This is a genomic window from Vibrio sp. OPT20 (assembly GCF_963889365.1).
In the GTDB taxonomy this organism is placed as follows: domain Bacteria; phylum Pseudomonadota; class Gammaproteobacteria; order Enterobacterales; family Vibrionaceae; genus Vibrio; species Vibrio splendidus.
In genome coordinates, this window is record NZ_CAWPOA010000106.1 from 47,020 (window position 1) to 61,461 (window position 14,442).

General features: G+C 44.2%; 12 protein-coding genes. 2 read left to right on the forward strand and 10 right to left on the reverse strand.

Annotated features, from left to right (window positions below):
• Positions 1-2 precede the first annotated feature (2 nt).
• Both ptsP and rppH read right to left on the reverse strand, forming a co-directional pair.
• A complete protein-coding gene (ptsP, locus tag AACR09_RS22085; RefSeq protein WP_004735019.1) occupies positions 3-2,252 on the reverse strand; it encodes a phosphoenolpyruvate--protein phosphotransferase in 2,250 nt (749 codons plus the stop codon).
• Positions 2,253-2,254: 2 nt separating this feature from the next.
• The gene (gene rppH, locus AACR09_RS22090) at positions 2,255-2,773 is read right to left on the reverse strand and encodes an RNA pyrophosphohydrolase (RefSeq protein WP_004735018.1); all 519 of its coding nucleotides are present in this window, start codon (positions 2,771-2,773) and stop codon (positions 2,255-2,257) included.
• A gap of 616 nt (positions 2,774-3,389) precedes the next feature.
• Here rppH and mutH point away from each other — a divergent pair.
• Positions 3,390-4,055, forward strand: a complete 666-nt coding sequence (gene mutH / locus AACR09_RS22095; RefSeq protein WP_265133235.1) for a DNA mismatch repair endonuclease MutH — start codon at positions 3,390-3,392, stop codon at positions 4,053-4,055.
• 86 nt (positions 4,056-4,141) lie between these two features.
• On the opposite strand, the gene AACR09_RS22100 is transcribed toward mutH, so the two are convergent.
• The 8 genes from AACR09_RS22100 to xerD all read right to left on the reverse strand — a co-directional run bounded on the left by AACR09_RS22100 (position 4,142) and on the right by xerD (position 13,669).
• Positions 4,142-4,453 carry a DUF6482 family protein gene (locus tag AACR09_RS22100; RefSeq protein WP_004735016.1) on the reverse strand — a complete coding sequence of 104 codons (312 nt, stop codon included), beginning with the start codon at positions 4,451-4,453 and terminating at the stop codon, positions 4,142-4,144.
• Between the two features lie 214 nt (positions 4,454-4,667).
• A complete protein-coding gene (locus tag AACR09_RS22105) occupies positions 4,668-4,919 on the reverse strand; it encodes a hypothetical protein (RefSeq protein ID WP_004735015.1) in 252 nt (83 codons plus the stop codon).
• 626 nt (positions 4,920-5,545) lie between these two features.
• On the reverse strand, positions 5,546-6,880 hold the full coding sequence (vpsR, locus tag AACR09_RS22110; RefSeq protein ID WP_004735014.1) for a cyclic-di-GMP-binding transcriptional regulator VpsR: 1,335 nt from the start codon (positions 6,878-6,880) through the stop codon (positions 5,546-5,548).
• Between the two features lie 271 nt (positions 6,881-7,151).
• Positions 7,152-8,684: a lysine--tRNA ligase gene (lysS, locus tag AACR09_RS22115; RefSeq protein ID WP_193835710.1), complete on the reverse strand. Its 1,533-nt coding sequence runs from the start codon at positions 8,682-8,684 to the stop codon at positions 7,152-7,154.
• Positions 8,685-8,782: 98 nt separating this feature from the next.
• A protein-coding gene (gene prfB / locus AACR09_RS22120; RefSeq protein WP_099426155.1) for a peptide chain release factor 2 occupies positions 8,783-9,881 on the reverse strand; the annotation gives its coding sequence in 2 pieces (ribosomal slippage) (positions 8,783-9,805 and positions 9,807-9,881; 1,098 coding nt in all).
• A gap of 251 nt (positions 9,882-10,132) precedes the next feature.
• On the reverse strand, positions 10,133-11,869 hold the full coding sequence (gene recJ, locus AACR09_RS22125; RefSeq protein ID WP_193835711.1) for a single-stranded-DNA-specific exonuclease RecJ: 1,737 nt from the start codon (positions 11,867-11,869) through the stop codon (positions 10,133-10,135).
• Between the two features lie 79 nt (positions 11,870-11,948).
• A complete protein-coding gene (locus AACR09_RS22130) occupies positions 11,949-12,728 on the reverse strand; it encodes a thioredoxin fold domain-containing protein (RefSeq protein WP_004735010.1) in 780 nt (259 codons plus the stop codon).
• 26 nt (positions 12,729-12,754) lie between these two features.
• Positions 12,755-13,669 (reverse strand): site-specific tyrosine recombinase XerD, encoded by a 915-nt coding sequence (xerD, locus tag AACR09_RS22135; protein WP_004735009.1) that lies wholly within the window; start codon positions 13,667-13,669, stop codon positions 12,755-12,757.
• A gap of 150 nt (positions 13,670-13,819) precedes the next feature.
• Here xerD and fldB point away from each other — a divergent pair, with 150 nt between their 5' ends.
• Entirely contained in the window at positions 13,820-14,341 is a 522-nt protein-coding gene (fldB, locus tag AACR09_RS22140; protein ID WP_004735008.1) for a flavodoxin FldB, read from the forward strand.
• Positions 14,342-14,442 lie beyond the last annotated feature (101 nt).

The window sequence follows — 14,442 nt, forward strand, 5'->3', positions numbered from 1 at the left end:
TCCTATTTTTTACCTGCTCGAATGAAGCCTGTAAATTCACGCTCTTCGAAATAGTTCAGCATCATACTATAGATGTCACTACCATATGGTTTTGAAAGCGCTCTATTTGCCAAATCCTGTAATTCACTCAAGTTAGATTGGCGAATCAAATATTTAGTCCTCGCGACATTCGAGGTATTCATACTTAACGTCTCATACCCCAACCCAATCAGTAACAACGCGCCCATAGGATCACCGGCTAGCTCGCCACAAATACACACAGGTAATTGATGTTGCTTACAAGTATCATGAATTTGTTTTAATGCCATGATCACCGCAGGGTGCATTGATTCATAGACATCGGATACTCGTGAATTGTTCCGATCAACTGCTAATAAATATTGAGTTAAGTCGTTGGTACCGACGGAAACAAAGTCGACCTTATCAGCAATCAGCGGCAGTATGTAAAGCATTGATGGCACTTCAATCATGATACCAACGCGAGGCATGCGCACTCGGTTATCAAGCTCATGCACTTCGTCATACGCTTGTTCAATAAGTTGTAGCGCGTCATCCAGTTCCTGCGCACCAGAGATCATCGGCAACAAAATACTCAAGTTATGGCTTTCACAGCTCGCACGTAGCATGGCACGTAACTGAATAATAAAGATGTCAGGATGATCGAGCGTAAAACGAATACCACGCCAGCCAAGGAATGGGTTGTCCTCTTCGATTGGAAAATAAGGTAAAGCCTTATCGCCACCGATATCGAGTGTACGCATCACCACTTGCTTCTCAGGGTAGCTCGCGAGTACAGAACGGTATTGCTTGAATTGTTCGTCCTCTGACGGAAACCTCTGCTGCAACAAGAAAGAAATTTCGGTTCGATACAGCCCGACCCCATCAACGCCTTGGTTGATAGCGATATTGGTGTCGGCACTCAAGCCCGCATTAAGCAGGATCTCGACTTGCTGATTGTCTTGCGTTTTTGCCGGTAAATATAGTTCTCGATTGACCATCGAAGAGAGCTCACTCTCTTCTAGAATCAGCCCTTGATATTCTTTGAGCAGGTTTTGAGTCGGCTCAATAAAGATCTCGCCACTATACCCGTCAACAATCGCTTGCTTACCATTAGCTTGAGCAAGATTTAGGTTAACCCCCATAACAGAAGGAATACCCAACGCTCGAGATAAAATCGCGGCATGTGAGTTCGCCGCCCCTTCCAAAGAAATAACAGCTAAAAGTTTTTCTTTGGGAATAGAGGCCAATACCGAAGCCGTTAACTCTCGAACCACCAAAATAATTGGCTTATCTAGCGTGCGAAGTTCATGTTCAGAATTGTGAAGGAAATAGAGCAATCTTTGACCAAGCTCTCGGATGTCTTGTGCCCTCTCACGAAGGTACACGTCTGACATACGAGCAAAGCGATTCGAGTAGCTCTCAACAACCTGCCTTAATGCCCAATCGGCCTTATCGCCTTTCTGGATTTGGCTCTTAAGATCCTTACGTAACATTGGATCGTTGAGTAAGTGAGTAAACAGGTCAAAGATCGCCAACGCGTCTTTATTGATTTCACTGTCTAGGCGCTTTCGCATTCGCTTAAAGTCATTGAGAGCATTTTCGACGGCGACCGCCAGCATTTCATGCTCTCTTTCAACATTAAGAGTCGATGCTGGATAAACATCGGTGAGTTCAGGCTGAGTGTTGTCCCACCATAAATCACCAATCGCAACGCCCGATGAAGCTGCAATACCTTTAATCTTAGGTAGCTTCTGTTGCTCTAAAAGCCAATGGCCTTGAGTTTGAGCGTGCGCCACAATAACCGCAAGTTGTGCTGAGAGTGTGACAAGGAAGGATTCTTCCATCTCACTGAATAAACGAGGAGACTTCTGTTGAATGACCAATACGCCAAGCACTTGCTTGCGATGGATAATCGGAGTGCCGAGAAAAGAGTGATAAACCTTTTCTCCAAGCTCTGGAAAAAACTTATAAGCAGGGTGAGCAGACGCTTGTGCAAGGTTGATAGGTTCAGCACTTCTTTTGACAAGGCCAACCAGACCTTCGTCAAAACCAATGTGAATACTATTGCCTTTGAAGATCAGGCCTTGAGTTGCCATCAACTCAAGACGCTGCATATCATTATTTGCCAAATACACGGTGCAACATTCCGTCTGCATCGCACTGCATGTCTCTTTAACCAAAATATCAAGAGCCGTCGACACATCTTCAACTCTTGATACGTGTTCAACTATTTCCCTTAGTTGACTGAGCATGCTTAACCTCTACGCAATTTGCGTTTTCCTTTTGTTTTTCGCTCTTTAAACGGCATTGCTAAAGATGCGAATTCTTTCATCGCTCGACGGTAAACATCTCGCTTGAAAGAAACAACTTGTCGAACTGGGTACCAGTAACTCACCCAACGCCAACCATCAAACTCAGGTGTACTTCCACGCTGCATATTGATCTGCGATTCATCGCAATCTAAGCGTAAAAGGAACCACTTCTGTTTTTGTCCAATACAGACAGGTTTAGAATCCCACCGAACCAGTCGTTTGGGCAGCTTATAGCGTAACCAATGACGACTTGTCGCGACGATCTTTACATCCTTTTTAGTAAGGCCAACCTCTTCATACAACTCGCGGTACATTGCCTGTTCCGGAGTTTCACCTTCATCTATTCCCCCTTGAGGGAATTGCCATGAATGTTGCCCGTATCGTTTAGCCCAGAAGACCTGACCATGGTTGTTACAGATTACAATACCAACATTTAATCGGTAACCATCGCCATCTATCACTGGCCAACCTCTATCTAAATTTTTAATTACTCTGATTTTTCCACATATCCCCAATCGGAGCAAACTTAGTGACGTGACAAGCGCTATATTTATGAATATTAACTAAGAATATGGATAAGTTTTGCTCAAATTCTAGTTACCCACACAATAGTGAGACATAGACCACATTTATTCACCTTTTCTGTGAATAACTATGTGAAGAATTACCCGCAATCGTTTTTTTTAATCCATAGATTCATCAACACCAAAAACACCAAGCCGAACAAATATAATTTATTCCATTTAAAATCAATAAGTTAAAATTAATTTTTCATTTTCAAAAACATTAGAAAAGTAAAAGATCTTTCAAAAACAGAACGTGGTTAAAGATCAACCACTCCGATGTTTATCCACACTAGTAAGTGAAAGATTCATTTTGAACCCCATTTGGCAAGCATTTAATCCACCATAAACCCCTGTTTATTTATCCACTAAATTAATATTTCAATTAATTACCTTTATGTCCTGTGGATAACCATGAGTTTGATCCCTTTCCTAACAAGGAGATCATTTCTTAACCAGTCGTCATATGGTGATAACTTCTGGTAAAATCATTTTTTTGATCATGCCTTTTATTATGAAACCAGAACCACAAACACAACAAGAGCTGCTAGACAGAGCGTATGCTATCGCCGGAATGACCTTTAAAGAGCTCGCCGATGAAGCTGAGATGGTGATGCCAAACGACCTCAAGCGTGATAAAGGCTGGGTTGGACAGCTATTGGAATGGCACTTGGGTGCGCCCGCTGGCAGCAAGCCAGAACAAGATTTTGCCAAACTCGGTATCGAGCTTAAAAGCATCCCGATTGGCTACTCTGGAAAGCCACTCGAAACCACCTTTGTTTGTGTCGCTCCATTGATGGGCGTGCAAGGCATAACTTGGGAAACCAGTCACGTTCGAAACAAGCTGTCTAAAGTGTTGTGGATCCCTGTTGAGGGAGAAAGAGAGATCCCGCTGGCAGAAAGGCATGTTGGCTCCCCATTACTCTGGACACCAAGCCTAGCTGAAAACGAACTCCTGAAAAGAGATTGGGAAGAGCTGATGGAGTTGATCGTGTTGGGTAACGTTGAGCAGATAACAGCAAGACACGGTGAAGCACTGCATTTAAGACCAAAAGCGGCCAACAGTCGCGTGTTAACAGAAGCTTACGGTGCAAGTGGAAAACCTATCAAGACTAAGCCACGTGGTTTCTATCTACGGACTCAATTCACCCATAAATTGCTGACAATCCATTACGCATAGAGCTCTTATCTAGCATAGATGGACCAAACTATCAGTATGTTACAAACCGCCTGTCACTAGAATCAATCTCTAGCTACGAACGCTCTCTAATGAGGTTTGAGCGCCAGTTCAATATCGCAGTAGCTTTGGCTTGGCTCATTACCAAACTCGTCATAGGCGTTGTGTAAGCGAAGATACGCCTTTTCAAAACCGAGCCGGAGCAACTCTTCTTTCACTTGATCCAAGGATCCAAAGTGAAGCGGCTCACCGTCTTGCTTTACCGGTTCTAGCTTGTGTTTATATTCCACTGCTAATAGATATTCTGAGATATCGGAACAGCCAATAACGTATACCTTCGGTGTTTGATAAGAGTCTTTGTGCTCTCCATGTAACCACATGTCTAATTGATGCTTTTGCATAGCCAGCCTCCCTTGCTCTATAAAGCGTAGTAGAACTCTTTTTCTTTACTAGATAACGACTTAAAAAAGCACACATAACGGCTTAAAAAAGCAAAAAAGAGAAGCAAGTGCTTCTCTTTTTGGGCCAGTTTTAGTTCAAAAGCTTGCACTTCCGACGCCACAACCATCGCTGATATTTATCTTAAGGGGTGAAAGGCGCTATCACCCCACAAGATTACGTCGGTATTCGCGCGCTTAAGACTCGACGAAGGTGACGAACTCGACGTTCAATCGTAACGACTTCAGGTTCAGAAAAACCAATTGGTCGACCATCGGCTTCAAGGCCAATATCTCTCAATAAATGAGTATTGTTCCATGGTAGATCGTATGAACTACGACGAACTTTTCGTTGCCATTCACGTTCTTCACGACGAAGGTCTGCACGGATAAGGACTGTTGCTAGTTTTAAGTATACTGAGTGACGCATAATAACTCTCCAGTTGTAAAATAAACTGAGGAAAAATAGCGTATTAGATAGTATGAGGGCTTCTCACTTAGCTGCTATTTTTCCGCAGCCAAATAAGGGTACGGATCTATTAGTTAGGTTTATCTTGGGTGTTTCGATCGGCCATGGCTGATGTTTGTGACATAACTGTCACCATGTCAGTACACGGATCAAACGACGCGCAAATATGCTGTATAAAATCGAAATGTTTCATTTGCGCCTCCAAACTAACTAAAAAATCCAAAAAGAAATGAGATAATAAAAGCAAATAAGTCTTTGTTAAACCATTGCTTTCACGGTTAAAGTCTAACCAAGTGAGTATATTATTCAACCGATAATTGATTAACAATTTCAAAACAAATGATTCACCCAAAATATTAGTTGCATATTACTTTATATATAACATATTCACTATGATTATATAAAATCACAGAACATCTCTCTTAAAGACCGAGCCTCCAATAGCTCAATCTATCAACCTGTCAATCTGTCAATCTGTCAGCAGTCAACGATCAACGATAAGTTGTAGCAATGGATATAAAAAAACCACGCATCATGCGTGGCTCTTAGATTTACACTAACTGGATAGAATCAATGAATAGAGAGCTCTAAACAACACCTTCAGAAATCAGGCTATGTTTATTCAGCAATCGGTACATGGTTGCACGCGAAACTCCAAGCTCCTTAGCGGCCAACGATACTTGACCACCATAAGATTCCAGAACAATCAGCAACGCATCTCGCTCTGAACGCTCACGGATACTTTTGAGACTACGGCGCTCATCATTCTGTTTTGGTAAATCCAGTTGTTGATCGTCAATGATCACCGCATCCGACATCAGCACGACACGCTTAATTTGATTCATCAGCTCACGCACATTACCCGGCCAGTGATAACGATTCATCGAGCGGATAGCATCGTCTGAAAAGCTCTTCGCTTGAGCATTAAACTCTTTTGAATACTCACGTAGAAAATGATTAGCCAATACTGAAATATCACTCACTCGCTCTTTTAAGCTCGGAACGTGAATACGCAGAACATTGATGTAATGATAAAGCTCTTCATTGAAGTCGCCCTCGATCAATGCCTTTTCGATATCAGAAGAGTTCGCGGCCAGAATACGCACATCGACAGGCTTAGGACCATCCGCAGTTTCAATTTTACCTTCTTGTAAGAAACGCAGCAGGTTCAACTGCTGATTACGTGGCATCGCCAATACATCATTGAGTAAGATGGTTCCGCCGTCGGCTTCTTCCAACAGACAAGGTGCTGCAGCGGGCTGTGCAGAGATACCAAATACCTCGGCCTCTATTCTCATTTCAGACAAGGCACGACAATTGACCGTTAAAAATGGCTTTTGCGCTCGCGAAGAGTTCTGATGAATTGAGCGTGCAACCGTCTCTTTTCCTGCTCCACTCTCTCCGTAAATCAGGATACTGACATCTGTCGGCCCAATGCGCTTTACTTGGTCTCTCAAACGCTTCACAGCCACAGAGTCGCCAAGCAAACCCATATTGTTGTTGATGCCGTAGTTTGGCCATACTTTCTGCTCAAGCTTGAGCATACCCAGTTGGTGACCAATGGTACTCAATAACTGGGCATCTGGGATTGGCGCCGTGAAAAAGTCGATACAGAAGTTCACGATAAATTGGCAAATGGTATCAGAGCTCAATTGCGATTCACGAATAAAGGCGAGCCATCTTACTTGCTTGTTGTTGCTCACGAGATTAGCGATACCGTTAAGGCTAAACTCATCATGACTAAGATCCACAATGCCAATGCATGGGCCAATGTCAGCAATCAAGGCATCGGCTTTTCGTAAATCTGCACACTGGGTACATTGCCAACCCACTTGCTCTAACACTGATAACCAGGGTTCGTACGCACCACCAACGACGATAAGAGAACCTGGTAAGGAATCCATCTTAAATTGAGTTCCCATCCTTCTTCCTTATTCTATTTTTATTTAAATCAAGCTAATACGAGTCACTGCTTCATCGTTCGACAAAATGCCACGAGATCGTATTCAGCGCAGGACGTATAGTAGTGAGACTATCTTAGATTTTATGTCTCAATAGTAAGACTATGTCAGAAATAATGGTTTTTCGAATCAAGAGTGCGGTACAGGCTAGGTTTTGCAGCCTAAAAACAGAAAAAGCCACCCGAAGGTGGCTTTTTTAATTAGATGGGCTGTTACATCCCATAAGCGAGTATTACGCTTGTGGACGCATTGCCGGGAACAAGATCACGTCACGGATTGTGTGCGTATTTGTAAATAGCATCGCTAGACGATCAATACCAATACCTTGACCCGCTGTTGGCGGTAAGCCGTGCTCTAGTGCAGTAATGTAGTCTGCATCGTAGTACATCGCTTCGTCATCACCCGCGTCTTTTGCGTTAACTTGCGCTTTAAAACGCTCATCTTGGTCTTGTGCATCGTTAAGCTCAGAGAAACCATTCGCTACTTCACGACCACCGATGAAGAACTCAAAGCGGTCTGTGAAGAATGGGTTGCTGTCGCTACGACGAGCCAATGGAGAGATGTCCGCTGGGTAACCCGTGATGAATGTTGGTTGAATTAGCTGAGGCTCAGCCGTTTCACCAAAGATCTCTTCAAGAAGCTGACCACAAGTCCAGAATTTCTCAACGTACATACCCACTTCTTCTGCAATTTTAACCATCAATTCTCTGTTCTGAAGATCATCTTCAGTCAGAGCTTGAATGTTTGCATTTTCAGGCGTGTAGTGTTTGATTGCATCGAACATGCTCATGCGAGCGTAAGTGCCACCGAACTCAACCGTTTCGTCACCGTAAGGCATAGAAGTAGAACCAAGAACGTCCATCGCTGCTGTGCTTAGCATCTCTTCCGTTAGATCCATTAGATCTTTGTAGTCAGAGTACGCTTGGTAGAATTCCATCATTGTGAATTCTGGGTTGTGACGTGGAGATAGACCTTCGTTACGGAAGTTACGGTTGATCTCGAATACACGGTCAAAACCACCAACCACTAGACGCTTAAGGTAAAGCTCAGGTGCAACACGTAGGTACATGTCGATGTCTAATGCGTTGTGATGAGTGATGAATGGACGTGCCGTAGCACCGCCTGGGATCACGTGCATCATTGGCGTTTCAACTTCTAGGTAGCCTTTTGAGCTCATGAAGTTACGGATTGAAGACACAAGCTTAGAACGCACGATGAATGTGTTACGAGAATCTTCATTCACGATTAGGTCAACGTAACGCTGACGGTAACGCATCTCTTGGTCAGTTAGACCGTGGAACTTCTCTGGTAGAGGACGAAGTGCTTTAGTTAGCAATTCAAACTCTTCCATGTTCACGTAAAGGTCACCTTTACCAGATTTGTGAAGCGCACCTTTAACACCGATGATGTCACCGATATCTAGGCCTTGGTACTTCTCTTTCAGTACTTTTTGTACGTCTTTCGCTGCGTATGCTTGGATACGACCAGAAGTTTCTTGAATCGCAAGGAATGGACCACGCTTCGCCATAACACGACCAGCGATCGCAACGATGTGGTTAAGCTCTTCTAGCTCTTCCTTAGTCTTCTCACCGAATTCCGCTTGAAGATCGCCAGCTAGGTGCTCGCGACGGAAATCATTTGGGTGACCGTTCGCTTTGCAGTTCAAGCGGATGTGATCCAGCTTGCTACGGCGTTCAGCGATTAGTTTGTTCTCTTCAGGTGAAGAAGCTTCTTGTGCGTTTTCGTTTTGAACAGCATCAGTCATTAGAGATGTACCTTGCTTTTATAATTTGGACAGCTATATTTTTGAAAATATAGGCATTTTTACCAATATTATTGGTAAAGCTTAATAGTTGGTAAAGCTTACAGACCTGATTTCAGGCTAGCTTCAATAAACTTGTCTAAGTCACCGTCAAGAACCGCTTGAGTATTGCGATTTTCGATGCCGGTGCGCAAATCTTTGATACGAGAATCATCCAGTACGTAAGAGCGGATTTGACTGCCCCAACCGATGTCTGATTTCGTTTCTTCGCTCGCTTGTTTTTCAGCATTTTGTTTTTGAATCTCAAGTTCAAAAAGCTTAGCACGTAGCTGCTTCATCGCTTGGTCTTTGTTCTTATGCTGCGAACGGTCATTCTGACATTGAACCACGGTGTTGGTTGGAACGTGAGTAATACGTACCGCCGATTCCGTGGTGTTTACGTGTTGACCACCAGCGCCAGAGGCACGGTATACGTCGATACGTAAGTCAGAAGGATTAATATCGATCGTAATGTTGTCATCAATCTCTGGGTAGATAAACGCAGATGCAAATGAAGTATGACGACGGCCACTTGAATCAAATGGTGACTTACGAACTAGACGGTGAACACCTGTCTCTGTACGTAACCAACCATAAGCGTATTCACCAGAAATACGTACCGTTGCGCCTTTAAGGCCAGCAACATCACCATCAGACACTTCGATCACTTCGGTCTTGAAGCCTTTCGAATCTGCCCAACGTAAGTACATACGCAACATCATTGAAGTCCAATCTTGAGCTTCTGTACCGCCCGAGCCTGACTGTAAATCGATGTAGCAATCTGATGCGTCGTGATCGCCAGCAAACATACGACGGAATTCCAGTTTTTCTAGCTTAGCTTCTAGCTCTGCTAATTCTGGTTCGATTTCGTCAAACGTTTCTTGGTCTTCTTCTTCAACCGCGAGCTCTAATAGACCCTCAACATCCTCAACACCTTGGTCAAGTTGGTCGATCGTTTCTACTACTGCTTCCAATGCAGAACGTTCTTTACCTAGCGCTTGAGCACGCTCAGGTTCGTTCCATACATCCGGTTGTTCTAATTCTGCGTTTACTTCTTCTAGACGCTCTTTTCTAGCGTCATAGTCAAAGATACCCCCTCAGGATATTTGTGCGTTCAGACACATCCTGCAGACGGTTTTTAATAGGATTGATTTCAAACATTTTAGCTCATCATTTATGAGTAGAATTTAACCGAAGAATTGTACTCAAAAGTGTGACGGAGATACAGAATTTTTTAGCGCGGAAAGCCAAGATTCAACAACTTAATGGAATATAAAATTGACAGACAGAAAAAACACGTGAAATTTGTAAGGGAAAGAAAGAAAACAAGCCCTGTTTTTGAACAGAGCTTGTTGAATTTGGGGCTAAATGATGAACATCATTCAGTGAACGATAACGCTATTTGGCTTCAACTATTTGGCTTCAATATGGTCAACCATCAACTGCAACGATTGGTTGCCACGAAACTCGTTGATATCGAGCTTAAATGCAAGATGAACCGTTTTCACGGACGCATCTGGCCAGCGACGTAAATCAACATTGAAAGCAATACCATCAATCATCACGTTGGTTGGGTGGCCTTTGTATAGAGGTTCTAGCATCAATTTAAGGTGTTTTTCACCGACCAACTTTTGATGCAGTACTTTGAACTCACCGTCGAAGATGGGTTCAGGGAACGCTTGTCCCCAAGGACCACCAGAACGCAACGTTTCAGCGGTGTGCATTGAGAACTCTTCAGGTAACAGCTCACCATCAGACAAGATAATGCCCTTAAGTGCCGTCTCACCGAGTTCTTTACGCACAACGTCATCAAACATCTTGCTGAATCGCTCGAAGTCTTTTTCCATAATGGTCAAACCGGCCGCCATTGCGTGACCACCAAACTTCAAGATCAAGCCAGGGTTTTGAGTATCGATTCTGTCTAGCGCATCGCGCATGTGCAAACCTGGAATCGAACGACATGAACCCTTGATGCTGCCTTCACCACCATCAGCAAATGCGATCACTGGGCGGTGATATTTGTCTTTGATACGCGAAGCGAGAATACCGATTACGCCTTGGTGCCAATCACGTTGAAACAGCGCCAAACCAGAAGGCAAATCGTCTTTACCAAATTCAAGGCGCTCACAAAAAGCCATCGCTTCTTGTTTCATGCCCTCTTCGATCTCTTTACGTGTTTGGTTCAAGCCATCTAACTCGCTGGCCATTCGACGCGCGGCATGGATGTTGTTATTCATTAGCAGCTCAACACCAAACGACATATCATCCAATCGGCCAGCCGCATTGATACGTGGACCAAGCGCAAAACCAAAATCGGAGGCAACCAATCGCTTAGCGTCTCGCTTAGCAATTTCAATCAAGGCTTGAATACCCGGGCGCGCTTTGCCCGCACGAATGCGTTGTAGCCCTTGGTGCACCAAGATTCGGTTATTTTCATCAAGTGGAACCACATCCGCAACAGTACCCAGTGCCACTAGGTCAATCAGTTCCATCAACTTGGGTTCTGTCATACCGTGTTGAGCAAACCAGCCCAACTTACGCATGTAAACACACAACGCCATCATCAGATAAAAGGCGACACCAACACCCGCTAGCGCTTTTGAAGGAAATGCACAGCTTTCTAGGTTCGGATTGACCATCGCATCGGCGATTGGCAGTTCATTACCCGGCAAGTGATGATCAGTAACCAGAACGTCTAGCCCTTTCTCTTTAGCGAAACGGACACCGTCAATCGAAGAGACGCCATTGTCGACTGTCATGATCACTTCAGCACCAAGTTCGATCGCCTGTTCGACAACCTCAGGGCTCAAGCCATAACCATCTTCAAAACGGTTTGGTACTAGATAATCAACGTTAGAGCTGCCCAACATACGCAGAGCAAGCACAGACAACGCCGAACTGGTTGCGCCATCGGCATCAAAGTCACCAACAATGATGATGCGTTTTTGCTGCTGAATGGCTTTGAACAACAATTCAACCGCAGCATCAATGCCGCCCAGTTTTTGATAAGAGTGCAAGCCTTTCGCTGCTGTCTCTAGTTGGTCAGCACTGTCGATTCCGCGACTCACATAAATGCGCTTTAACAAGTCAGGTAAGTGAGCAGGTAAGACTGAAGTGTCGACCTCAGGACGGCGTTGGATCTCTATCATATAAAAATGGGCCTGATATTAATCAGGCCACTCCTTAAATCAAAAACATGGGGGATAAATTGGCAATACAGAAACGATATTATTGCTCTAAACGTTGAAGAAGTTGTGCTGGCGGTAAGTAACCACTCACCAACTCACCGCTTGCTAGTACGATAGCAGGTGTGCCATTGATGCCAAGCTCACGACCCAATTGGTATTGTTTGGCGATGATCTGCTTCTGCTCTGCTAGGTCTTTACCAGACGCTGGCATTTGACGGTTTACTTTAGCATCGTGCATGGCTGTTTTTGGATCATCTGAAGCCCAGATTGCCGCCATTTGATCGGCAACTTGTCCTGTCGCACCTTGGCGTGGGTAAGCCATGTAACGAACGGTAATACCTAGATCGTTATAGCCTTGCATTTGGCTGTGCAGACGAACACAGTAGCCACAGGTAATGTCAGTAAATACCGTCACAACATACTTTTCGTTATCAGCTTTATATTCGATAACCGTATCCGACATCGCCGCCACCTTTTCAGCATTAAGTGGAGCTTGACGCTCAGCCAAAACGTCACTGAATTTGCCGTTATCATCCAGAGAGTAAAGAGTGCCGGCTAGAAAGTGATCGCCCTCTGGAGAAGAAAAGATAATGCCACTGTTAGTTTGAATCTCTAATAGGCCATCAATGTCTGAAGGAACGATCTTCTCTACCTTGATACCGATTTTTTCAAAACGCTTAGTTAACGCTGCTGTATCAATAACTTGAGCTGGAGCAACTTCTACGGCTGTTGATGTTTGTTCTACTTTCGCTTCTGATGCATTACATGCAGTAATCATGAGAGGAAGCACTAATAGAGGAAGACGGCGTAATACGCTCATTAAGTTCACCTTAAAAATAAATGGATTTAAGCACGTGGGTGATGCTGCGCGTGAATTTGCTTCAGCCTTTCGGTCGCCACGTGAGTATAAATTTGGGTTGTCGATAAGTCACTATGCCCAAGCAACATCTGTACGACCCTGAGATCTGCGCCATAGTTCAGTAAATGAGTCGCAAAAGCGTGTCTTAATACGTGTGGTGACAATAGCTCTGTATCTATACCAGCAACAACCGAGTAATGCTTAATACGATACCAGAACGTCTGACGGGTCATTTGCTTGGCGCGTTTACTCGGAAAAACCACATCAGAACTGTTTTCGCCGAGCAGTTGTGGCCGACCTTGTTCAATAAAAGTCTCAATCCAGTCCACGGCATTTTCGCCCATTGGCACCAAGCGCTCTTTACCGCCTTTACCAATAACACGCACCACGCCTTGTCTTAGGCTGATATTTTCCATGGTCAAACTGACTAACTCGGTAACACGAAGACCAGTTGCATATAATAACTCAAGCATCGCTTTATCGCGAAGCTCAATAGGGTCATTGGGATCAGGAGCCTCTAGCAATGCATTAACTTGCTCTTCACTCAAATCTTTTGGCAAGCGCTGTGGCAGCTTAGGGCTGATCAACAATGCACTCGGATCATCGCCTCTCACTTTCTCGCGGTGCAAGTATTGGAACAAGCGACGAATCGCCGACAACATGCGAGCACGGGAAGTCTGCTTAAAATCGGCGTCGGCTAACCAGCCTTGATAATCCTGCAACCCTGAAAGGCTAATAAAGTCGAGGCGGTAATTGTTCTTTTCCATCCACGTTAGAAGCTTGGACAAATCGGTACGATATGAGACAAGCGTATTCTCCGATAACCCTCGCTCCATCCACATAGCATCTAAAAACTGCTCAACGAGACCGTGGTCTGCGCTCTGCCCTTGAGGCGACTGCATAGTGTTACTCACAATATTGGAAACTATTTTGAGAGTATGTCAGAGCAAATATGAATGCCATAAAAATTACGACTTGAGCGGATAATCGCTGCAATCGAAGTCGATTTATGGTTAGAATTCGCCATCTGAAATTAAAATCGAACGTTTGCTATGAAAATTGGTTTATTTTACGGCTCAACCACCTGCTATACCGAAATGGCAGCAGAGAAAATTCGCGGCATTATTGGTGAAGACCTAGTTGATATCCATAACGTGAAAGAAACCCCTCTTTCTTTTATGGCGGACTACGACCTTTTACTGCTTGGTATCTCAACGTGGGATTTCGGTGAAATTCAAGAAGACTGGAATGAGTTGTGGGAAGACATCGCAACAACGCCAATGAAAGGTAAGGTGGTTGCTCTGTTTGGCCTAGGTGACCAAGAGGGCTACGGTGAATGGTTCCTAGATGCGATGGGTCTATTGCATGATGAATTGAAAACCGCAGGCGCTGAGTTTGTCGGCTTCTGGCCAAACGATGACAGCTACGAATTCGAAGCATCTAAAGCATTAACAGAAGACAAGTCTCAGTTTGTTGGTTTGGCTCTGGATGAAGATTCACAGTACGAACTCAGCGACGAACGTATCGCAACTTGGGTTGAACAAGTCCTCGTCGAGTACAGCGAAAAGCTATAAGTTCTGCTTCCTTAGAGTTCAGAGCTAAGAACTAAGAACTAAGGGCTAAGAACTAAGAACTAAGAGCTTCAGGCAGAAAAAACATCATCGATTAGATACAA

Excerpts from the sequence above, each read along its gene's own strand:
- lysS (WP_193835710.1), bottom strand. The coding sequence starts at position 8,684 with ATGACTGATGCTGTTCAAAACGAAAACGCACAAGAAGCTTCTTCACCT.
- mutH (WP_265133235.1), top strand. The coding sequence starts at position 3,390 with ATGAAACCAGAACCACAAACACAACAAGAGCTGCTAGACAGAGCGTAT.
- AACR09_RS22130 (WP_004735010.1), bottom strand. The coding sequence starts at position 12,728 with ATGAGCGTATTACGCCGTCTTCCTCTATTAGTGCTTCCTCTCATGATT.
- fldB (WP_004735008.1), top strand. The coding sequence starts at position 13,820 with ATGAAAATTGGTTTATTTTACGGCTCAACCACCTGCTATACCGAAATG.
- ptsP (WP_004735019.1), bottom strand. The coding sequence starts at position 2,252 with ATGCTCAGTCAACTAAGGGAAATAGTTGAACACGTATCAAGAGTTGAA.
- AACR09_RS22100 (WP_004735016.1), bottom strand. The coding sequence starts at position 4,453 with ATGCAAAAGCATCAATTAGACATGTGGTTACATGGAGAGCACAAAGAC.
- AACR09_RS22105 (WP_004735015.1), bottom strand. The coding sequence starts at position 4,919 with ATGCGTCACTCAGTATACTTAAAACTAGCAACAGTCCTTATCCGTGCA.
- xerD (WP_004735009.1), bottom strand. The coding sequence starts at position 13,669 with ATGCAGTCGCCTCAAGGGCAGAGCGCAGACCACGGTCTCGTTGAGCAG.
- vpsR (WP_004735014.1), bottom strand. The coding sequence starts at position 6,880 with ATGGGAACTCAATTTAAGATGGATTCCTTACCAGGTTCTCTTATCGTC.
- recJ (WP_193835711.1), bottom strand. The coding sequence starts at position 11,869 with ATGATAGAGATCCAACGCCGTCCTGAGGTCGACACTTCAGTCTTACCT.